Below are 19,662 nucleotides of genomic sequence, written 5' to 3' on the forward strand. Positions count from 1 at the left end.
GTTATTTCTTCAAACCTGCAAATGCTGCTCTGATCTCGTCTTCCGGCAGCTGTACGCCAATAAACACTAGCGTGCTGTGCGGCGCTTCGTCGCCCCACGGGCGATCCCAGTCTGCGCTGTAAAGGCGCTGTACGCCCTGGAACAGTAAGCGGTTTGGCTCGCCATCGATCCACAACATGCCTTTATAGCGCAGCAATTTTTCGGCAAAGCTCAGTAACAGGTTTTCCATTACGCGGGAGACGTCGCTGATATCCACCGGGTAATCCAGCTCGACCACTATTGAGTTGATGTCGTTTTGCTTGTCGGCGATAAAGTGAAAGCGTGGTTTTGCCACCACCACGTTCTCTTCCAGCATAAAACCATTGGTATTAAACAGTTGCGCCAGCTCGATATCGCCATGCGTCACGGTATAAATCGGGGCGCGGGCGTTGATGCGGCTTAAGCGTTCGCGCAGTTTTTCACACTCGCCTGCGACATCCGTTTTGGTCAGCAGAATACGGTCGGCATAACCCACTTGCGACTGTGCCAGCGTGAACTGATTCATCTGCTCATCGGCATGTACCGCATCGACCAGCGCAATGACGCCATCCAGCAGATATCGCTGGCAAAGGATCTCATGGGCGAAAAAGGTTTGAATGATCGGCCCCGGATCGGCCATGCCGGTGCACTCAATTACCAGCCGATCAAAGGCGATATCGCCACGATCGAGGCTGTCGAGCAGATCCAGCAGCGCATCTTCCAGCTCATTGGATCGGCTACAGCAGATACAGCCATTGGTCAGGGTTTTTATTTGCGTGGCGCGATCGCCAATCAGTTGATCGTCAACAGACACTTCGCCGAATTCATTTTCGATAACGGCAATTTTGTAGCCGTGTTGCTCATTGAGGATATGGCGTAAGAGGGTGGTTTTGCCGGCGCCGAGAAAACCGGTCAACAACGTTACTGCAATCGGGGTCATAGATTCTCCTTTAGCAACAGCGGACACCGCCCTTACCGTCTCCACCGTAACGCGCCTGCTGGCGTTCGCGGAAGAACTCTTCGTAAGTCATGTACGGCTTATCCGGATGGTTGGTTTTCATATGATCAACGTAGTTGTCATAGTCCGGGATGCCAATCAGCATCTTTGCCGCCTGACCGAGGTATTTTTTGGCTTCGCCTAAGTTACCAAACATCATTCTTCTCAGATATATGTGAAGCCCGCAGAGGCAGGCTATTTTGCTTGCCATTTTGAACGGGCAGTGTTCAACCTGGCTGCGCCAATGACGCCTGCGAAACAGATGTAACCACCCTCAAAAGTGGTTACATCATCACGCGTTATATGCCGGATGCGTAGCGTCATCCGGCAACTGGTTTAGTGGTGTGAAGAGGTTTTCACACCGCCTTCCGGCACCGGTACATACGGCGTTTCTTTGTCGGTACGCACGGTGTTGTTACGCACCTGCAACCAGGTTTTGATGCCATAGAAGATGATGCTGTACACCACCACCAGGAACAGAATACTCAACCCGGCGTTGGTGTAGTTGTTCACCACGATATGGTTCATGTTGGCAATCTGCTGCGCGGTCAGATCTCCGCCACCGGCGGCAATCTTCTCTTTGTACTGGTTAGCCATATACAGGAAGCCTTCCAGTTGTGGGTTGGTGCTGAACAGTTTCAGACCCAGCGCCCAGGTGGTGCACAGCAGCAGCCACATGGCAGGAACCACGGTGACCCAGATGTATTTGGTACGCTGCATTTTTACCAGCACCACGGTGCCCAGCATCAGCGCGACGGCCGCGAGCATCTGGTTAGAGATACCGAACAGCGGCCACAGGCTTTTCACGCCGCCCAGCGGATCAACCACGCCCTGGTACAACAGATAACCCCACAGACCCACGCAGCCCGCAGTACCAATGACGCCGGCTACCAGCGAGTCGGTTTTTTTCAGGAACGGCACGAAGTTACCCAGCAGATCCTGCAGCATAAAGCGGCCCGCACGCGTACCGGCATCCAGTGCGGTGAGGATGAACAGCGCTTCAAACAGAATACCGAAGTGGTACCAGAAGCCCATGTCCGCCATCGGGATGATTTTGTGGAACACGTGCGCGATACCAACGGCCAGCGTCGGTGCGCCACCAGCGCGGTTCAGTACGGACGGCTCGCCGATATCTTTCGCGGTTTGCAGGATCTGCTCCGGCGAAATCACAAAGCCCCAGGAGCTGACGGTCGCCGCTGCGTGCGCGGTGACATCTTTCAGCTGCGCCAGAATCATCGGCGCGTTATCACCGCCCAGCTCATGCAGGTTCGGCATAGTAATGCCCAGCCCTGCTGGCGGTGTGTTCATGGCGAAGTAGAGGCCTGGTTCGATAATGGAGGCGGCAACCAGCGCCATCACTGCAACGAAGGATTCCATCAGCATTGCGCCGTAACCGATAAAGCGTGCGTCGGTTTCGTTAGCCAGCAGTTTCGGCGTGGTACCGGACGCGATCAGGGCATGGAAGCCAGATACCGCGCCGCAGGCGATGGTAATAAACAGGAACGGGAACAGCGCACCTTTCCACAGTGGCCCAGTACCGTCGATGTACTGCGTCACCGCAGGCATTTTCAGTTCCGGGTTGAGGATCACGATGCCCAGCGCCAGACCGACGATCACGCCGATTTTCAGGAAGGTCGCCAGGTAGTCGCGCGGGGCGAGGATCAGCCACACCGGTAAAAGTGCAGAGACAAAGGCGTAACCCACCAGCGCAAAGGTGATGGTGGTGTCTTTAAAGGTCAGCGCCGGGCCCCAGTAAGGATCGTGCGCGATAACGCCGCCAAACCAGATGGAGGCCACCAGCAGCACAATACCGATAACCGAGACTTCACCAACGCGTCCCGGGCGCAGGAAGCGCATATAAATACCCATAAACAGGGCAATCGGCACGGTGGAGCAGACAGTGAAGACACCCCACGGGCTTTCCGCCAGCGCTTTCACCACAATCAGCGCCAGTACCGCGAGGATGATGATCATAATCAGGAAGCAGCCAAACAGCGCGATGGTGCCCGGCACGCGGCCCATCTCTTCTTTCACCATCTCACCAAGAGACGCGCCGTTACGGCGTGAAGAGATAAACAGCACCATAAAGTCCTGCACCGCACCGGCCAGCACCACGCCCGCCAGCAGCCACAATGTACCCGGCAGGTAGCCCATTTGCGCGGCCAGTACCGGACCTACCAGCGGGCCTGCGCCGGCGATAGCGGCAAAGTGGTGACCAAACAGCACGTAGCGGTTGGTCGGCACATAGTTGAGGCCGTCGTTATTGATTACCGCCGGCGTGGAACGGGTTGGATCGAGTTTCATCACCTTCTGGGCGATGTAAAGGCTGTAGTAGCGGTAGGCCACAAGGTAAACGGAAACGGACGCAACCACGATCCACAGCGCGCTGACATGCTCGCCACGGCGTAATGCGACAACGGATAAACAAAAAGCACCGATTATCCCGAGGATGACCCAGGGTATGTGCTTGAGTAATTTTTTAGTATCCATATCAGACCTGGTTTTTAACAGAAACAGTGAATGGGATTTGAAATGTTGAATTGGCTGAAATGCTGGCATTCATGATGGCAAATTACGCGCGCGAATCGGCAGCGATTTGACTGAGTGGTTAGAAAAAGGCGGTGAGCGGTAACGGATGCGTCATAAGCGGTTTTGAGGGCGGGAAAACGCTGGCTGAACTGTGATGTATGTCACGCTAAGTCGTTGTCTTGCAAGGAAGGGAGCGAATTCTGCCGGGTTGTAATCCATGTATAACTGGCGAAAAAATAGCACGTTAAACCATAAAGTTTTCCTATGCCAGGCCGAAAACCTGGTATCTGTTTATAGGGAAAGAGAAAACATGTTGACTCGTATTAAACTTGTGACCAGTTTGTTGCTGGTATTGGCTTTATTTGGCTTGTTACAACTCACTTCCGGCGGCTTGTTCTTCAACGCGCTGAAACAGGACAAAGAAAACTTCACCGTCTTACAAACCATTCGCCAGCAGCAATCCACACTGAACGGTAGCTGGGTTGCGCTGCTGCAAACCCGTAACACCCTTAACCGCGCGGGTATCCGCTACATGATGGATCAGAGCAATATCGGCAGCGGCGCAACCGTGTCGGATCTGATGCAGATTGCCAGCACCTCACTGAAACAGGCGGAAGCGAACTGGAATGCTTACCAGGCGCTGCCGCGCGATCCGCGCCAGAGCGAAGAAGCCGCAGCAGAGATCAAACGTAACTACGATATCTACCACAACGCCCTGGCGGAGCTGATCCAGTTGCTGGGTGCCGGTAAGATCAATGACTTCTTTGACCAGCCGACCCAGAGTTATCAGGATGGTTTTGAGAAACAATACGTTAACTACTTGAAGCAGAACGACAGCCTGTATGAACAAGCGGTTCGCGACAGCGAAAGCTCCTACGGTTCTGCGGTGTGGGTGATTATCACCGTATTGATCGTGGTACTGGCGGTGATCGTCTGTGTCTGGGTGGGGATTAAAGGGGCGCTGATTAAGCCGCTCAACCACTTGATCGACAATATCCGCCATATTGCCGGTGGCGATCTGGTGCAGCGCATTGAAGTGCACGGCTCCAACGAAATGGGCGTGCTGGCAGACAGCCTGCGCCATATGCAAAGCGAACTGGTGCGTACCGTTAGCGATGTCCGTAACGGTGCCAACGCCATTTACAGCGGTGCCAGCGAAATTTCCGTAGGTAACAACGACCTTTCGTCCCGTACGGAACAGCAGGCCGCTTCTCTGGAAGAGACTGCAGCCAGCATGGAAGAGCTGACCGCCACGGTGAAACAGAACGCCGAAAACGCCCGTCAGGCAAGCCACCTGGCGCTGAGCGCGTCCGAGACCGCGCAAAAAGGCGGTAAAGTGGTGGATAACGTGGTGCAGACAATGCGCGATATTACCGCCAGTTCGCAGAAAATCGCAGATATTATCAGCGTTATCGACGGCATTGCCTTCCAGACTAACATTCTGGCGCTTAACGCTGCGGTCGAAGCGGCGCGTGCGGGTGAACAGGGTCGCGGCTTTGCGGTAGTTGCGGGTGAAGTACGTAACCTTGCACAGCGCAGCGCCCAGGCTGCCCGCGAAATTAAGAGCCTGATTGAGGACTCTGTGGGCCGCGTTGAAGTGGGGTCCACGCTGGTGGAAAGCGCCGGTGAAACCATGGATGAGATCGTTAACGCCGTTACGCGTGTTACCGACATCATGGGCGAAATTGCCTCTGCCTCCGATGAGCAGAGCCGCGGCATTGACCAGGTTGGTCTGGCCGTTGCTGAAATGGATCGCGTTACCCAGCAGAACGCCTCGCTGGTGGAAGAGTCTGCCGCCGCTGCGGCAGCGCTGGAAGAACAAGCCAGCCGCCTGACGCAGGCCGTTTCTGTGTTCCGCATCATGCAGGACCAGCGTAAAAACGCTGGCGCAACGCCAACCAGTTTTGTGAAAGCGGAACCTGCAACCGCGCTGCCGCGTAAAGCCGCGACCGACGCGGGCGAGAACTGGGAAACCTTCTAATCGTTATTCGCGCCCTGTCACACAGGGCGCATTTTCTCCCGCTTCACCATGCTATGCTCATTGCATCATGTCGCGGAGAAGCCTTATGAACCTCGTCGCTGTTCCTGCCATCCACTATAGTTGCGAAGCGCTGACCACTATCACCGGTGCCTGTTTTGAAGGCTATCGCGTTCCGTTTTCTCTGCCGCCCGATGTTTTTGCACAACGCTTTCTTGCCGAAGGTTTAAGCCTCGTCGATTCCTGCGTCTGGCTGGCGGGCGATACGCCTGCCGCTGTGGCTTTGATCGCCCGGCGTGGTGATTGTGCCCGACTGGCGGCCTTTGCGATTTGCCCGCCATTTCGCGGCCAGGGCGTGGGCAGACAAATATTGCCGTCGTTGATGGCGGGGCTGCGTGCGAAAGGTGTTCGCCAGATGTGGCTGGAAGTTATGAGCGATAATCATGCCGGTATCGCCCTTTATCATGCGCTGGGGTTTGCCACCGTTCAGCCGCTGTTTGGCTACCAGGGCCGTGAGGATGTAGCTGAAGAGAACTGCACGTTACAGGCGCGCGATCCGCTGGAAGTGGTGCGCAGCTCCATAAGTGAATGCCATGACCGGCTGCCGTGGCAGGTGGATCCGCTCACTGCGGTATCGCTGCCGGCGCGGGCGTTCGAGTACCGCAAACATGCTTATGCGCTGGTTTCCACCCTCGGTGGTAAACCCCTGCTGCGGTTTATTTATGTGGAGTCAGAGTACCGGCGCAAAGGGTTTGCCTGCGAGTTGCTGCAGGCGTTGAACCAGCACTTTTCGGCGCTTGGCACCACCGTGGCGGTGCCAGAGCGTTTTTCATCCCTGTTCCAGCGCGCGGGCTACGCCACTATGGCCATCAGCCAGTACGAGATGAAAGCGGAACTGTAGCGGTCAGCCTTCACGGTTCACCACTTTGATTTCCACCAGACCAATACCCAGTTTACGCGGCGAATGACCAAGAATATTGCCTTCATTGGTCGATTGCGGTTCCGGCGGCACAATGACCAGCCGGTTGCTGTGAGACGGATTGCTAAAGTGCAGCGTGGTGGTGCTGAGCTCATTACCCAGCGTCAGCGTTTGTTGTTGATCGCCAACGCGCACCGGAATCGGCCGGTTGGCATTCGGGCCAAAGGCTTTGGCGGTGATCACCAGCTCGAACTGTTCCGGCAGCGGTTGGTTATATTCGATCGCCACTTCTTCGCCCAGATTGGCATTCGACCAGCGCCCCCAGCTTTCCGGACGAGAGAGGCCGCTGAACTGTTTTATCTCCTCCGGCGCGCCCGCCACGTTAAAGACAAAACTGTCGGCCTTGTAACGAATGCTATCGTCGAGGATCTTCAGGGTATCGACGTTTTTCTGGTAGCGATCGCTACTGATCACCGTTTGTTTAAACGCGGTTTTCCCTTTCCACTGCGCGTTGTCGACACGCTGGACCTGCTGTTCGCCGCCCAGTTGCCCCTGCGAGACGCACCAGTCGGTAGAAAGCGCCAGTTCCGGCGACCATAAACGCGCCATTTTGTAGCATTGGTCGATCCAGACGAAGTTATCGCGCGGGGCGAAATCCGCCAGCTGGAAGCGCAGCGGTGCGGAATACTCACTTTCCGGCAGCGGTTCAACTTTATCCGATACCCGCACCAGCAACGGCAAACGGAACTGGCTGCCAGAGAACGCCACCATCTGTTTATCCGTATCGATGGTGAAGTCTTTCATCTCTTTCGGGAAATTCCACAGCCGGATAATATCCGGTTTCCACGCCAGCATTTTCGCTTTCATATTGAGGAAAATACCCGACAGCGACTGCCCGGAGAGGCTGCTGCGACCAAGGCCGAGGAAATTATCGCCGCCGAGAATATCCAGCACGGTTGCGCCGTTATCGAGGGTGCTGCGCTTAATACCGGAGATATCCTGCTGCGGTTCATCGCCGCGCAGTACAAAGAACAGGTTGCTGCGATCGTGCTTGTTGAGGTATTTCCACGCGGTGTTATTCATCGCCAGATGATCCGATGACACCACGATCACCGTGTCTTTAAACCACGGCGACGCTTTGATTTTGTTGATAAGCGCGGCGATATTTTGCTGGCTGCAGGTTACCGCGCTAAATGACTGGTTCGGCTTGCCATCGTAGGCATAACTTTTACGTTCGCAGCCGCGCGAGATAAAACCGTCCGGGTGGTGGGTATCCACCGTCAGCGCAAACAGCGAAAAGCGTTTATCGGAACGAGAGAGTTCCTCGTACTGTTTCCACACGGTATCCAGCACCGTATCGTCATAAAAACCCCAGTCGTTACGGTAATGCGGGTCCGCGACCTCGTTTTTCAGCTCTTCTGCACCGGTCAGGTAATCAAAGCCGTGGGATTTTAAAAACACATCTTTCCCGGCGAAACGCAGGTTAGCGCCCTGAATAAAGTGGTTTTCGTAGCCGGAATTTTTCAGGATGTCGCCAAGGCAAAGATTCTGCGGAAAGAAGCTGGAAACGGAGGCCGACGCGTTGCCTTCGAACGGCGCGAACAGCGGGATGCCGCACTGCGAAGAGACCATGCCGGCGATGGTGTAATCGGTGCCGGGTAGCTGTTCGGTATGGCTAAAATCAATGCCTTCTTCTTTTAGCGCGCCCAGTTCCGGCGTCAGGCCGGGAAACGCCTCCTCGTTAAAATAGGTGCGCTCAAGACTTTCACCGTAGATGTAGACGAGGTTCAGTTTGGGGTTGGCGATCTGTTTTGCCGGTACTTTATAAAAAGTGGCGAAGTCAGGGTCGCCTTCACGCGTCTGGGATTTTACCAGCTCGGTTATCTGGCGGAACGCCGGGCTGGCGTCCACCGAACCGAGCGCCAGTGCGAGTGCCAGTAAGCTATAGCCGAAATGGTGTGGCAGATGGCGACGACGGCGCAGCACCCAGCCGAGCGCGCAAAACACCGCTACCAGCGCTAATACTAACCCCGCGCCGGGAAGCATATATTTGCCGACCCCCGCGCCTGTCAGGCTGTTGGTCAGGGTGTATAACACCGCGTCGTTGATGCCGTCGCCGGTAAAATAATTGCTGGCGTAAAGGGTGATATTCAGGATGACAAAAAGACCCAGCACCAGCAGGGTGGCGCTAAACCACCAGGTATTACGGCCCGCTTTCCAGGCATAGATAGCCACAGAGGCAAGAAACAGCGCGATAGAGAGCAACTCGGACAACCGTTATTCCTCATCAACGCCAGGCATATTGCTGGCCATTAATTTTTGTAACAGGGCGTATAATTTAATGTTCATGTCACATATCTGCAATTGTAGTGTCACTCTGTGGCGTACTTATTCAGAATTGGTTTAGAAAGGCGTAATAGTGATAGCCGTCGCACTGGCGGCGTTTCGGTAAAGCGGGGAAGGATAACGCCGCGCTCTGACTGAACGCGGCGGGATATCAGGAGAGGAAGTTAACGCCCTGCTTGAGGACAATATCGCAGGCTTTGGATTTCACTTTTTCCGCCAGCGGCGTACTACCGATGTTGCTCAGATTCAGCTGTTCCCCGTTTTTGGTGTTCAGCATGCCCTGGATCCCTTCCAGATAATTGGTGTCCTGTTTCTGCTGAGCGGCACCCAGACCCAGTTTATCCAGCACCTGGTTTTTCACATTTTCGGTGTTGGTCAGGCTGGAGAGCTTATTTTTCGCACACCAGCTCATCACGCCCGCCGCATTGTTCATGGTGTCAGCGCTGAGCGCCTGGTTACCGCCATTAAGCAGACCCGTCAGGGAGGAGAGTGAAAGACCCCCTTGCTGGGATTGAGATGTAGTCGATTTCTGGCTGAGTTCGCTGGCGGCGCTGGAAAGCGTATCCTGCCAGGAGGCGGCTTGTGCGAAGCCGGTAAGCAGCGCGCTACCGAGTGCGGCGCTGCAAAGGAGGTGTTGGAGGAATTTCATCGAGAGCAGATCCTGGTATCAACAAAGGCGGCCAGTATACACCCGGGCGCGGGCGCGCCACGGATGGGAAAACTCTCAATACTCTTTACCGGTGACGCGGCTGCGGTAACTTTCCCAGTTGAAGATCACCCACAGGCTGTTGCCGAGACGCATCCTGTCCATCACGCGTTCGCCCAACAGCTTATTCATCTCTTCCAGGTTGCTGTTGGTCAGCATGCCTGTCGGGCGTTTGGACGAAGAGCGGCGATCGACAATCTGGTTGATAATCACTTTTTCGTAGCGGGATTCCGTCTGCATACCGATTTCATCAATCACCAGCAGGTCAACGCTGCTTAAGTCATTGAGCAACTGCTCTTCACTGTTTTCCTTGTTGCCAAAAGTTTCTTTCATGGCCGACATAATGTCGGCAACGGTAATAATCAGCACCGATTTACCCCGTAACAGCAGTTCATTACAGATAGCCGCTGCCAGATGGTTTTTGCCGGTTCCGGGTTTGCCTGAAAAGATAAAACTGGCGATGTTACCGTCGAACTCTTCTACATATTGCCGTGCCTGGCTCAGCGCCCGCATCTGGCCTTCCGTCTCAACACGATAGTTATCGAAAGAGCAGTTCTGGTGCAGGGGACGAATGCCGGAACGGTTGAAGGTGCGCTGCATTTTCATGGCGCGATTTTCGCGCTCCAGCGCCGCCGAACGGATTTCGCCTTGTTGCTTCTGCCACGCCATCAACTCTTCGCCGGTTTTAAAAGCAGGCTTGGTGTTGGCTGGCATCATTTTTTGCAGTCGCTTCATCAATTCGCCGACGTTTTTCATCGTTATCCTCTAAAACCTGGTGGGATTTGATTATCCGGTTCGGACAGGGCGTTAATATCCCGCTTTGCCGCGCCGTTCTGGTTGCTACGGCCTATTTGCAGGCTGCGCGCCAGTTTTTGCTGCCACTGGACGTGATGGAAAACTTTGCCTTCGGCCTGCCAGTAAGCCACGAACGAGGCCAGCTCTTCCGGCGTGGCGGGATGCGCCAGCGCAATGCCCCACATCGCCGCCAGGCGCTGAAAGTCAGCATCCGGCTGCCAGCCCGCATACATGGCGAATTTGCCCATTGGCACATTTACCGGCGCGGCGGCTGGTTCTTCATAGAATTGTGCATCGAGCGAAATGTCGCTCATCGGGCGCGCAAGCTGTGCTTCGAGCGCCAGAAGTTGTTCAAGGCGCTGCGGCGTAATAGCGTAAAACGCGGGGCTATTATTGGCAAAAACGGCGATGGCGCCGCCTTCCGTGCGTGCCAGCACGCAGGCAGGATCGCGCACAAATTCATCAATACCAATGACATTCGGCGTCAGGATTCTGGAAGACATAACGCGTTCTCAAACAGGATTACTACGGATACGGCGCACTGTGTTTTTTCGCACAGGCATAATCACACATAGTAACACAGGGAGCGCCAAGGGCAGAACAGCGTGAAAAAGCCGGGTTTCCCCGGCTTGTGATTTTCCCAAAACGTTGGCTTTTTTGCGTTACGCAATGATATTCAGCGTAACGTCGATGTTGCCACGCGTGGCGTTGGAATAGGGGCAAACAATGTGTGCTGCATCGACCAGTTTTTTGGCTTCAGCGGCATCCATCCCCGGCAGATGGATATTCAGTTTTGCTTCAATACCAAAGCCGGTCGGCAAAGGGCCGATACCCACTTCGCCTTCGATAAACGCATCTTTCGGCATGGCGATTTTGTCGCGACCGGCGACAAATTTCATCGCTCCGAGGAAGCAGGCAGAGTAACCCGCAGCAAACAGCTGTTCCGGGTTAGTAACTTCACCGCCAGCGCCGCCCATTTCTTTCGGCACGCCCAGTTTGACATCCAGTACGCCGTCGGAAGAGGTTGCGCGACCATCACGGCCTCCGGTTGCTTTGGCTTTGGCGGTGTAAACAACTTTTTCTAAAGACATGGCAGGTTCCTTATTATCTGAAGTGTTTGCTATAAAATAGTGTGCTATATTTTACTGGGAATAAACTCCCTATAAAGGGAGATTATGCCCGTTGAAATTGTTGGCGAAGCCTTTCCAGTTGCTGCTTGATATCGGCAAGCGTTGCGCTATCACAAGCCATTGCACAGCCGATTGCTTCTGGAATCGACGTCGCTTGTTGCTGCAAGTCACGCCCGCTTTCGCTTAGGGTGATCACCACCTGGCGTTCATCCTGGCGCGAACGTTGACGACGAATCAGCCCGGCGCTTTCCAGACGCTTCAGCAACGGCGTCAGCGTGGCGGAGTCGAGAAACAGGCGCTCGCCGATTTCCGACACCGTGATGTCATCTTTCTCCCACAGCACCAGCATCACCAGATATTGCGGGTAGGTGAGATTCATCGGCGCGAGGAGCTGCCGGTAGAGCTTATGCAGCGCCAGATTTGTTGAGTACAGTGCAAAACAAAACTGGTTATCTAACGCGAGCTGCGCATTCACGGTTGGAGTCGATGTCTTCTTCATGAGATTGAATATAGATAGCACGCGATTTTATTGCAAGTTATTTTTTCGAAAAAGTATGCGCACAAAAATTTGCCTGCCGTATCAGCATCATAATGGCGCTTCGCGACCAGAGCCGGGACTTTGCAAAAAATTGCGAAGGCGCAAATGTTGTCGATCACGTGAAAATGAACATTGTTTAGTGTGTTTGGTAAATCGCTGTTTTGAGGAAGAATCCCAGCTGCTTCATGGAATTACGCAGCACGTTACGCAATAGCAGTAAGCCCTGTGGCAACATTGCCACCACGGAATTCGCGCTTCATTAGAGGCGGAATTCGTGGCGGAAGAACTGACCTTATACGCGAGGGCGTTTGCGATAAATCCACAGCCCAGGAATCGACAGGCCAATAGAGAGTGCGCCGACAATCGATGATGCTTTCAGGAAGTTCGTTAACAGCAAAATCATCAATTCTTCGCTGTAGCCAAAATGGCCGATCTTGACCGCCGAAATCATTGCAGTATAGGCGGAAATGCCCGGAAACATAGGGATCACCGCCGCCACGGTAAAGACTTTCGGATGCGCCAGATACCAGCGTGACCAGTGGATGCCAATCGAGCCGACCAGCATTGAGGCGGCAAAAGTCGACCATTCGATATTGAATCCCCAGTGCACCATAGCGAAGCGCGAACCATGGCCAATCGCGCCAAGCAGTGCGCACCACGGTAGAGCGCGGTGCGGCACGTTAAATACCATGGCAAAGCCAACGGCAGGGATGGCCGCCAGTAACATATCCTGCGCCAGCGCCAGGATGAACAAAATCACATCCATCCGCGTAATCCCCACAATGTCATTGCCATTACCACACCAATACAGGTGGCAAGCGTTAATAAGCTGGCGATAGCCCAGCGTGCAAGGCCCGTATTGATATGTCCTTTAAACATATCGGCAACCGAATTAATCAGCGGAAACCCCGGTACCAGAAGTAAAACGCTGGCGGCCATCGCAACGGTGGATGATTGCAGAAAAACGGGCAGCGTCAGCATCAAGCCGGAAACCGTAGTGGCAACAAAAGCGGTGATACAAAAGTTGATTTGCGGGTGTAAGTGGCGACCTGCCAGCACAAGGCGGACATACATCGCGACACTACTGGCGCAAAAAGTTATAAAAGCACCATCCCAGCCGCCGTTATTGAGCTTGCAAAAGCAGGCACAAGAGAGACCCACCATCAGCGTGACCAGCCAGCGCGGGTAGCGTAAGGGTTTGACCTGAGCGAAGCGCTTCTCGACGTCTTTGCAATCCAATAACTTATGTTCAGTGAGAATGACAATATGCTGAACTTCCGTCACCACGTGCATATTAATGCCGCGATCGCTATTTTTACGGGTTGATGTCAGGCACATTCCGTCTTTAATCGTGGTAAGAACAATGGCATTGGAAGAAATCGAGCTTTCAACACTGTCCATACCCAGCGCCAGTCCCAGACGCGTTGAAAGCTCCTCAACTAGCGCGCTCTCTGCGCCGTGCTGTAACAAAAAAAGGCCACACTGAATGCACAGCCGCGTAATGGCACGCTGTGATGACTGGTCTGTTTGCATGATTACCCTGGTATTGTTGCACTGGCGCTCACGAAGGGTGGAGCGGAAAGCCTATTTTTAGCACAGGACACCGGCTGGATGGCGCTAAGAAAGATCAAGAATTGTGCATTAAATCACGCTTGTTCATGTTCAAAAGGAGAGCTTATCGCATGTTAAGAATGAAGTAATAACAGAAAAGAAACAGCAGATTTTTTTCTGTTTAGCTGAGAATAATGATGAAGTTAGCGTTAATAAGATCTTATATATTATTTAAGATGATTGCTTTTATCTTATCTCAATATGTGCCGACTGTTTTAAATTTCTTATTTTATTATTAATAATGTATCGGATGTTTTAATGCGCATTGTGTAATGTTGACACGCTACTTGTGGATATTATAATTCAGTACATTATATTTATTCCCATTCATAAATTGTGCCAATTTTATGGCGGCCGCATCAAAACGGTGCTGCTACTTTACGCAATATGAGTATTAACTGAGTAAATACTTATAAATAAGGTTGATAGAACGCGCAAATGGAAGCGGAGGTTTTATGCTATCGAGAGACGGCAATCAGGGGATTATCATCAGCAAAACACCGATACTTAGGGTCGGGATTGGCGGCATTCTTGAGCGACATTTCCCGGAATATGCACTCAATTATTATTCATCAGTGGAAGAGGTTGCACTGCTTAAATTAAAATGCGCCAGATTGATAATCACTGACTTATCAGGGGAGCAGCGTTATGCAAGAAAAAGCTGTCAGCAATATTATTCACTGTTTCCTCAATGCGATAACGCACGCTGGCTATTCTTCGTTTCGCGCAGCCTCTACCCTGTGGCTGCTGAGCTTCTTATGCAGCCCCAAACGACCTTGCTGGCCGATGTCGAACCGATAGAGGGCGTAATTGACGCCATTCGTAATGGGCATAAGAATGTTGAGAATATAAGCCAAACCTTATTGACTTCAGGATGGCATAAACACACCGACAATTCTTTTTCGAACGCAATGTTAACGTTGTCTGAGCGCAAAGTGTTACGCCTCCTTGGAAAAGGATGGGGGATTAATCAAATTGCCACGCTGCTTAAAAAAAGTAATAAAACAGTCAGTGCGCAAAAAAATAGCGCAATGCGGCGGTTATCACTACGTAGTAATGCAGATTTATATACATGGATTAATAGCAGTCAGGGAATGAAACAGCTGGATTTTGGTACGGCGGACGGAGAGCATAATGAATGGAAAATACCAGGAAGAAGGGAAATGTTGCCATCATAGAAAAATGCATAATGAGCGGGGAGGGCCTACGACATTTATTTGATGAATCTGCTATTAATCACTATCAATTTTATTTTTTTAAAGATCATTCGGCGTTTCGGCAGGCGCTGAAACAGACTTCGTTTTTTTCCGTCATCTATTCCCTTTTTGGTCAACGGAAAGAACGGCTGGAATGCCTGATGTGTCTGCATTTACTCTCCCTTTCTCATCCAGGAATGCAACGCATTGTATTAGCAGGAGATAACCGTGAAGCGCGGCTGGTTGGGCATCTCTCACCCTCACGGTTGCACGGGATATTAAGTAAATCATCCCCCCTTGCTGTGCTACTGGAGGAGTTGGTCACGTTGTTTGGGGAAACGCGGCGCATTAACGAAAACATGATTAACCATTGGTATGTGAGCCAGTGTCGTATGCTCAGCCCGACAGAAAGGGAAATTCTGGACTACATGACGCGCGGGTTTTCTGTTGCCGAAATTGCATCACAGCTGGATCGTAATGTGAAAACTATTCGGGCGCATAAATTCAACGCAATGGCAAAGCTGGGGGTCACATCAGATGTCGGTTTGCTTGATGCGGCGGATATTCTGACATGGAAGCCGCCCTGCGCGCGGGCCGCATCGGAGTTAATGTAAACGTTTTTTTGGGAACTGCGCCAGGCTATCCCTGGCGCTTTGTTAGGCAACTACAGACACACATCAATCCATTTCGCGTGTGTTAATTCCGCCATTCTGTCGGGAGAAATACGAATTGCGCTGTGAATTGCTCCCGCGGCCGGTAACACTTCCTGATAGCGTTTTAACGACACGTCACAATATACCTGCAACGGGTTTTCCAGCCCAAACGGGCAGACGCCACCGACTGGATGTCCGGTAATGGTGACGACCTCATCACTGCTTAGCATTCGGGCTTTCGCGCCAAAGGTATTTTTTAGTTTTTTATTATCAAGGCGTGCATCACCTTTCGCGACGACCAATATCACTTCGTTTTTCACTTTTAACGACAGTGTCTTTGCGATTTGCCCTGGTTCGACATTATGCGCGGCGGCGGCGAGTGCCACGGTCGCTGTACTTTGGTTAAGTTCAATAATATCGATGTCGGGGGCGTTATCGGCAAAGAACTGCCGTACGGACTGCAAGCTCATGATGTTCTCCAGCAAATGACCGCCATTAATCTGTCATAAGCCTGTTGTGCGTGTAAATAACCGGGCATAACAAACATCTTACTGCCAGATTCTCGATCCTCTTCACAATCGCGGAAACCGGTTACAGTAACCGGTTGCAGTGTTAACAAGCCGGGTTAATACTCATTTTGTCATTTCCCTCTGTTCATAAAATTAAAAAAGAGCCGTCTATGAAACCTACTCAACTTTGCTGTAATGCTGGTTCGAAAACCTGCATGGTTTCACGTCAAAAACATGGATCGCTGCACGGCAGAACGGTTGCTGATGCGCTTACTTTGTTAGCCTGATAGGAGATCTACTATGTCTGCCAACCATGCTGCGTTTAATCTTATTTTCCGGTTTATAGAAAATTATGTCAGTCCGGTAGCCGGACGCATCTCTTCCCAGCGTCATGTTATGGCGATTCGCGACGGTTTTATCTCCGCGATGCCGTTTATGATAGTGGGCTCATTCTTGCTGGTATTTGCATACCCTCCATTTTCGCCAGATACGACCTGGGGTTTTGCCCGGACATGGCTGGATCTGGCGAAGCAGTATGAAGGGCGGATCCTTACGCCTTTTGATATGACGATGGGCATTATGTCTATCTATATCTGTGCGGCGATTGCTTACAATCTCGGTAAACATTATGTGAAGTCGCATCAGCTGGATCCGTTTATGTGCGCGATGTTGTCGCTGATGGCTTTTTTACTGGTCGCAGCACCGAAAACCAACGGCACATTACCAGTTGATAGTCTGGGCGGTACCGGTATTTTTACCGCGATCCTGGTGGCTGTTTACTGCGTTGAAATGATGCGTTTTCTGAAAGCGCACAATATAGGCATCCGTTTGCCAGACCAGGTACCGCCAATGATCAAAAACTCTTTTGATTTGCTGATCCCGGTTTTGGTCGTGGTGCTTACCCTTTATCCGCTGAGCCTGCTTATCCAGACGCAGTTCAACATGTTAATTCCGCAAGCCATTATGGCGCTATTCAAACCACTGGTGGCGGCGGCGGACTCGCTACCTGCGATTTTGCTGGCGGTGATCATCGGCCATTTATTGTGGTTTGCGGGTATTCATGGTGCGGCGATTGTTTCCGGGATGCTGCAGATGTTCTGGTTAACGAACCTCGGGCTTAACCAGAGTGCGCTGGCGCAAGGTGCGCCGTTACCGCATATCTTTATGGAAGCGTTCTGGACATTCTTTATTGTGATTGGCGGATCCGGGGCGACCATGGGACTGGTGTTCTGCTACTTGCGTAGCCGCTCGGTGCATTTGCGTTCGATCGGGCGTTTGAGCGTGGTACCGAGTTTGTTCAACATCAACGAGCCGGTTATTTTCGGTACCCCCATCGTAATGAACCCTGTGTTCTTTATCCCATTCCTGCTGGCTCCGACTCTTAATGCAATTATTGCCTGGGCGGCAATGAAACTGGATCTGATTGGCCGCGTCATCTCGGTCGTACCCTGGACAGCGCCAGCGCCGATTGGCGGTGCATGGGCGTTAGGTTGGGATTTCCGCGCGGCGATCCTTGTCGTTCTGCTGGCCTGTGTGTCTGCGATAATTTACTACCCGTTCTTCAAAGTGTATGAGAAACAGTTGCTGGAACAGGAAGCTGAAGAGGCACAACGCGCAGAGGAAGATAAGCAGGTTGCGTGATGGTGTCGAATAAAAACGAAGAGGGCGATTTATCGCCCTCTGCTTATTTCAGCGTACAGTCACCGCACTGCTGAACATCGGGCAGGCGATAGCGCTGGCAGCAAGTGCGACGCACCAGAGCGCCGTCGCGCAGAACAACTGTGCGCCACAAAGGGTTATCACTGCCGTCAGCGAGCTGCTTTTCGAAAAAGCAAAGCTGGCGAAGTGCGGCAACACGCGTTTCACCTAGTTTTGGGATGAGTTCCCCCAGGCACCAGTTAATCAGATAGCCGGTATTGCTCCAGATAAGTTTACCGTTGATATCGCCGGTGGCTTCCAGCGCCTGAACTACCGGGAGGATCGCCTGCGTCGTTAATGCACATATACGCTGCGCGTCGTCGCATGACGACAACTTATTATCCCGTTGCACATCAATCCAGAAACACGCGGCGCGGCCGGTTTCATGGAACTCGGCATGAAAATGTTCCGGGGAGAGACTAGTGGCGCTTTTTTGCGTCAGCAACGTCAATAATAGTGGCGGTACCAGCAGCCCGAGATACCACTGCGCCCATAACGATAGCAACGGTTTGTTTTCACGTTGCTGCGTCAACTGGTTGCGGTAAATATGATCGGAGTAGGTGGCGATAAGTGACTGTAATGCGGCAGGGCGCGCCCACTCAGCCAGTGTCATTGCTTGGTACGGCGCGGGTTCATTCAGACGAATAAAATCGAGCAAATACTCACGGGTGCTGGCGATGGTTTCCCGCATGGCATTTGCCAGCGAATCACGCTCATCGGTGAGTCGGCTTCGCCAGATAATGTTTTCGGTGATCGATGCGGTGCGATAGGTCATAGCGCCAGCCGATAGCAAATCTAAATGATAATGATTGCCAATCCTAGCCAGAGGTAAAATCGATAGCAACATTTTTATCGAAAAGTTAGCGCTGAGCGCGCCTCAGGCGACTCGCAGCTCGCCACTCACCAGAATGTTATTACGGCCTAAATGTTTGGCTTCATATAACGCTTTATCGGCGAGCGAAAGCGCCGCATCAATATCGTGATCGACAAGTGGCGCGATCCCGATACTGATCGTGACGTTTGTGGCGACGCTTTCGTTAAACATATGCGGGATTTTTAAATCGTACACTTTCTGGCGGATGCGCTCTCCGGTAAGGCGAGCCTGCTCAACATCAACGTTATTCAGCAGGATCATAAACTCTTCGCCGCCAAAGCGCGCGACGATATCACGGGAACGCACGGCGTCGCGTAAAGCAGCGGAAACACGGATAAGCGCCTGATCACCCATCATGTGTCCGTAGTGGTCGTTGTAGGCTTTGAAGTGGTCAATATCGAGCAGCAGTACGAAACGCGAACTCTCATCAACGGCCAGCAAGTTATCTAGTTTGTGTTGCAAACCACGACGGTTGTACAGGCCGGTTAGTGGGTCAAGCATGCTCAGATCGTTTAGCGTTTTGCGCTCCTGCATCAGGCGGTTCATCAGCGCAAGGGCAAAACTATCGTTACGTTTTTGGATCGCATGCTGGATAGAGATCCCCAACACTGGCAGCGCAAAGGTGTAAATAAGCCTGATTGCGCTTTCCCCTTCGCTAAACCACAGACATGTCACGAAGACCGGCAAAGAGTGCAGCAAAAAGGCGACAATGTTATTTGAAAAAGCGATTGAGCCGATAAAAAGCACGCTCAACAAGGCTATAAGCAGGTAGGTAGAGGCGTTGTCATTAAGTAACCTGACTTTGGTTATCACATGCCATGCCCACAGGCAGCCAAATATAAGTGAGATGAATGTGATATTGATTTTTGTTTTTGGATAACACTTTTGCCAGACGGGCAGCACAATGCTCGCCGCAAAGATAGCGCACACGGGAAACGTGAACGCGCGCTGATTGTAGAGCGGCAGAGCAATAGAGAACAAAGCTGAGATTGCGTTGAGCAGTAAAAAGAGTCGTAGGGACAATCGATATCTCTTATTACATAGAGATTGCCAGGTTTGTAATGTCATACCTAAAAATCGTTATTTATCCGTAATATACTACTGCGCTATGAGTCAAAGGAAAAAAGAAGTAACGCAATGAAACTGTCATTGCGAAAAATTAGTG

General features: G+C 52.2%; 19 protein-coding genes. 5 read left to right on the forward strand and 14 right to left on the reverse strand.

Features of this window, described 5'->3' with window-relative positions; translation table 11 throughout:
• Nucleotide 1: 1 nt before the first annotated feature.
• The 3 genes from yjiA to btsT all read right to left on the reverse strand — a co-directional run bounded on the left by yjiA (nt 2) and on the right by btsT (nt 3,505).
• Nucleotides 2-958, reverse strand: a complete 957-nt coding sequence (gene yjiA, locus AAIG26_RS19730; RefSeq protein ID WP_343181310.1) for a GTPase — start codon at nt 956-958, stop codon at nt 2-4.
• A 10-nt stretch (nt 959-968) separates the two neighbouring features.
• Nucleotides 969-1,172 (reverse strand): YbdD/YjiX family protein, encoded by a 204-nt coding sequence (locus AAIG26_RS19735; RefSeq protein WP_007373011.1) that lies wholly within the window; start codon nt 1,170-1,172, stop codon nt 969-971.
• A 179-nt stretch (nt 1,173-1,351) separates the two neighbouring features.
• On the reverse strand, nt 1,352-3,505 hold the full coding sequence (btsT, locus tag AAIG26_RS19740; protein ID WP_020456439.1) for a pyruvate/proton symporter BtsT: 2,154 nt from the start codon (nt 3,503-3,505) through the stop codon (nt 1,352-1,354).
• A gap of 349 nt (nt 3,506-3,854) precedes the next feature.
• On the opposite strand from btsT, the gene tsr reads away from it, so the two are divergent.
• On the forward strand, nt 3,855-5,525 hold the full coding sequence (tsr, locus tag AAIG26_RS19745) for a methyl-accepting chemotaxis protein (protein ID WP_097407445.1): 1,671 nt from the start codon (nt 3,855-3,857) through the stop codon (nt 5,523-5,525).
• Between the two features lie 85 nt (nt 5,526-5,610).
• Nucleotides 5,611-6,423: a GNAT family N-acetyltransferase gene (locus AAIG26_RS19750; protein WP_343181312.1), complete on the forward strand. Its 813-nt coding sequence runs from the start codon at nt 5,611-5,613 to the stop codon at nt 6,421-6,423.
• 3 nt (nt 6,424-6,426) lie between these two features.
• Here the strand turns inward: AAIG26_RS19750 and opgB are convergent, their stop codons facing one another.
• The 8 genes from opgB to AAIG26_RS19790 form a co-directional block, all read right to left on the reverse strand.
• The gene (gene opgB / locus AAIG26_RS19755; protein WP_343181313.1) at nt 6,427-8,715 is read right to left on the reverse strand and encodes a phosphatidylglycerol--membrane-oligosaccharide glycerophosphotransferase; all 2,289 of its coding nucleotides are present in this window, start codon (nt 8,713-8,715) and stop codon (nt 6,427-6,429) included.
• Between the two features lie 223 nt (nt 8,716-8,938).
• Nucleotides 8,939-9,436, reverse strand: a complete 498-nt coding sequence (locus AAIG26_RS19760; protein ID WP_020456443.1) for a DUF2501 domain-containing protein — start codon at nt 9,434-9,436, stop codon at nt 8,939-8,941.
• 75 nt (nt 9,437-9,511) lie between these two features.
• On the reverse strand, nt 9,512-10,249 hold the full coding sequence (gene dnaC, locus AAIG26_RS19765) for a DNA replication protein DnaC (protein WP_020456444.1): 738 nt from the start codon (nt 10,247-10,249) through the stop codon (nt 9,512-9,514).
• Between the two features lie 2 nt (nt 10,250-10,251).
• On the reverse strand, nt 10,252-10,791 hold the full coding sequence (gene dnaT, locus AAIG26_RS19770; RefSeq protein ID WP_097407449.1) for a primosomal protein DnaT: 540 nt from the start codon (nt 10,789-10,791) through the stop codon (nt 10,252-10,254).
• Between the two features lie 159 nt (nt 10,792-10,950).
• Nucleotides 10,951-11,379 (reverse strand): organic hydroperoxide resistance protein, encoded by a 429-nt coding sequence (locus AAIG26_RS19775; protein WP_020456446.1) that lies wholly within the window; start codon nt 11,377-11,379, stop codon nt 10,951-10,953.
• 82 nt (nt 11,380-11,461) lie between these two features.
• Nucleotides 11,462-11,917: a MarR family transcriptional regulator gene (locus AAIG26_RS19780; RefSeq protein WP_343181314.1), complete on the reverse strand. Its 456-nt coding sequence runs from the start codon at nt 11,915-11,917 to the stop codon at nt 11,462-11,464.
• Between the two features lie 331 nt (nt 11,918-12,248).
• The gene (locus AAIG26_RS19785) at nt 12,249-12,722 is read right to left on the reverse strand and encodes a threonine/serine exporter (protein ID WP_017457822.1); all 474 of its coding nucleotides are present in this window, start codon (nt 12,720-12,722) and stop codon (nt 12,249-12,251) included.
• Nucleotides 12,713-13,489: a threonine/serine exporter ThrE family protein gene (locus AAIG26_RS19790; protein ID WP_020456448.1), complete on the reverse strand. Its 777-nt coding sequence runs from the start codon at nt 13,487-13,489 to the stop codon at nt 12,713-12,715. Before AAIG26_RS19790 ends, AAIG26_RS19785 begins: the two co-directional genes overlap by 10 nt.
• 533 nt (nt 13,490-14,022) lie before the next feature.
• On the opposite strand from AAIG26_RS19790, the gene AAIG26_RS19795 reads away from it, so the two are divergent.
• Together AAIG26_RS19795 and bglJ are read left to right on the forward strand one after the other, a co-directional pair.
• Complete coding sequence (locus AAIG26_RS19795) at nt 14,023-14,745, forward strand: response regulator transcription factor (RefSeq protein ID WP_020456449.1); 723 nt, start codon at nt 14,023-14,025, stop codon at nt 14,743-14,745.
• A gap of 11 nt (nt 14,746-14,756) precedes the next feature.
• Entirely contained in the window at nt 14,757-15,377 is a 621-nt protein-coding gene (gene bglJ, locus AAIG26_RS19800; RefSeq protein WP_097407451.1) for a DNA-binding transcriptional activator BglJ, read from the forward strand.
• A gap of 50 nt (nt 15,378-15,427) precedes the next feature.
• Here the strand turns inward: bglJ and AAIG26_RS19805 are convergent, their stop codons facing one another.
• Nucleotides 15,428-15,886, reverse strand: coding sequence for a YbaK/EbsC family protein (locus tag AAIG26_RS19805; protein WP_045510080.1), 459 nt, complete (start codon nt 15,884-15,886; stop codon nt 15,428-15,430).
• A 339-nt stretch (nt 15,887-16,225) separates the two neighbouring features.
• On the opposite strand from AAIG26_RS19805, the gene AAIG26_RS19810 reads away from it, so the two are divergent.
• The gene (locus tag AAIG26_RS19810; protein WP_020456453.1) at nt 16,226-17,566 is read left to right on the forward strand and encodes a PTS cellobiose transporter subunit IIC; all 1,341 of its coding nucleotides are present in this window, start codon (nt 16,226-16,228) and stop codon (nt 17,564-17,566) included.
• Between the two features lie 43 nt (nt 17,567-17,609).
• Here the strand turns inward: AAIG26_RS19810 and fhuF are convergent, their stop codons facing one another.
• Together fhuF and AAIG26_RS19820 are read right to left on the reverse strand one after the other, a co-directional pair.
• The gene (gene fhuF, locus AAIG26_RS19815; RefSeq protein WP_343181316.1) at nt 17,610-18,398 is read right to left on the reverse strand and encodes a siderophore-iron reductase FhuF; all 789 of its coding nucleotides are present in this window, start codon (nt 18,396-18,398) and stop codon (nt 17,610-17,612) included.
• Between the two features lie 102 nt (nt 18,399-18,500).
• On the reverse strand, nt 18,501-19,565 hold the full coding sequence (locus AAIG26_RS19820; protein ID WP_097407453.1) for a GGDEF domain-containing protein: 1,065 nt from the start codon (nt 19,563-19,565) through the stop codon (nt 18,501-18,503).
• Nucleotides 19,566-19,662: the final 97 nt, after the last annotated feature.

The organism is Kosakonia sp. PSU_27, assembly GCF_039409795.1.
Lineage (GTDB): Bacteria > Pseudomonadota > Gammaproteobacteria > Enterobacterales > Enterobacteriaceae > Kosakonia.

Excerpts from the sequence above, each read along its gene's own strand:
- AAIG26_RS19805 (WP_045510080.1), bottom strand. The coding sequence starts at position 15,886 with ATGAGCTTGCAGTCCGTACGGCAGTTCTTTGCCGATAACGCCCCCGAC.
- fhuF (WP_343181316.1), bottom strand. The coding sequence starts at position 18,398 with ATGACCTATCGCACCGCATCGATCACCGAAAACATTATCTGGCGAAGC.
- AAIG26_RS19795 (WP_020456449.1), top strand. The coding sequence starts at position 14,023 with ATGCTATCGAGAGACGGCAATCAGGGGATTATCATCAGCAAAACACCG.
- btsT (WP_020456439.1), bottom strand. The coding sequence starts at position 3,505 with ATGGATACTAAAAAATTACTCAAGCACATACCCTGGGTCATCCTCGGG.
- AAIG26_RS19750 (WP_343181312.1), top strand. The coding sequence starts at position 5,611 with ATGAACCTCGTCGCTGTTCCTGCCATCCACTATAGTTGCGAAGCGCTG.
- AAIG26_RS19790 (WP_020456448.1), bottom strand. The coding sequence starts at position 13,489 with ATGCAAACAGACCAGTCATCACAGCGTGCCATTACGCGGCTGTGCATT.
- AAIG26_RS19775 (WP_020456446.1), bottom strand. The coding sequence starts at position 11,379 with ATGTCTTTAGAAAAAGTTGTTTACACCGCCAAAGCCAAAGCAACCGGA.
- AAIG26_RS19735 (WP_007373011.1), bottom strand. The coding sequence starts at position 1,172 with ATGTTTGGTAACTTAGGCGAAGCCAAAAAATACCTCGGTCAGGCGGCA.
- dnaT (WP_097407449.1), bottom strand. The coding sequence starts at position 10,791 with ATGTCTTCCAGAATCCTGACGCCGAATGTCATTGGTATTGATGAATTT.
- AAIG26_RS19785 (WP_017457822.1), bottom strand. The coding sequence starts at position 12,722 with ATGGATGTGATTTTGTTCATCCTGGCGCTGGCGCAGGATATGTTACTG.
- dnaC (WP_020456444.1), bottom strand. The coding sequence starts at position 10,249 with ATGAAAAACGTCGGCGAATTGATGAAGCGACTGCAAAAAATGATGCCA.
- bglJ (WP_097407451.1), top strand. The coding sequence starts at position 14,757 with ATGAGCGGGGAGGGCCTACGACATTTATTTGATGAATCTGCTATTAAT.
- AAIG26_RS19820 (WP_097407453.1), bottom strand. The coding sequence starts at position 19,565 with ATGACATTACAAACCTGGCAATCTCTATGTAATAAGAGATATCGATTG.
- AAIG26_RS19780 (WP_343181314.1), bottom strand. The coding sequence starts at position 11,917 with ATGAAGAAGACATCGACTCCAACCGTGAATGCGCAGCTCGCGTTAGAT.
- yjiA (WP_343181310.1), bottom strand. The coding sequence starts at position 958 with ATGACCCCGATTGCAGTAACGTTGTTGACCGGTTTTCTCGGCGCCGGC.
- AAIG26_RS19810 (WP_020456453.1), top strand. The coding sequence starts at position 16,226 with ATGTCTGCCAACCATGCTGCGTTTAATCTTATTTTCCGGTTTATAGAA.
- tsr (WP_097407445.1), top strand. The coding sequence starts at position 3,855 with ATGTTGACTCGTATTAAACTTGTGACCAGTTTGTTGCTGGTATTGGCT.
- AAIG26_RS19760 (WP_020456443.1), bottom strand. The coding sequence starts at position 9,436 with ATGAAATTCCTCCAACACCTCCTTTGCAGCGCCGCACTCGGTAGCGCG.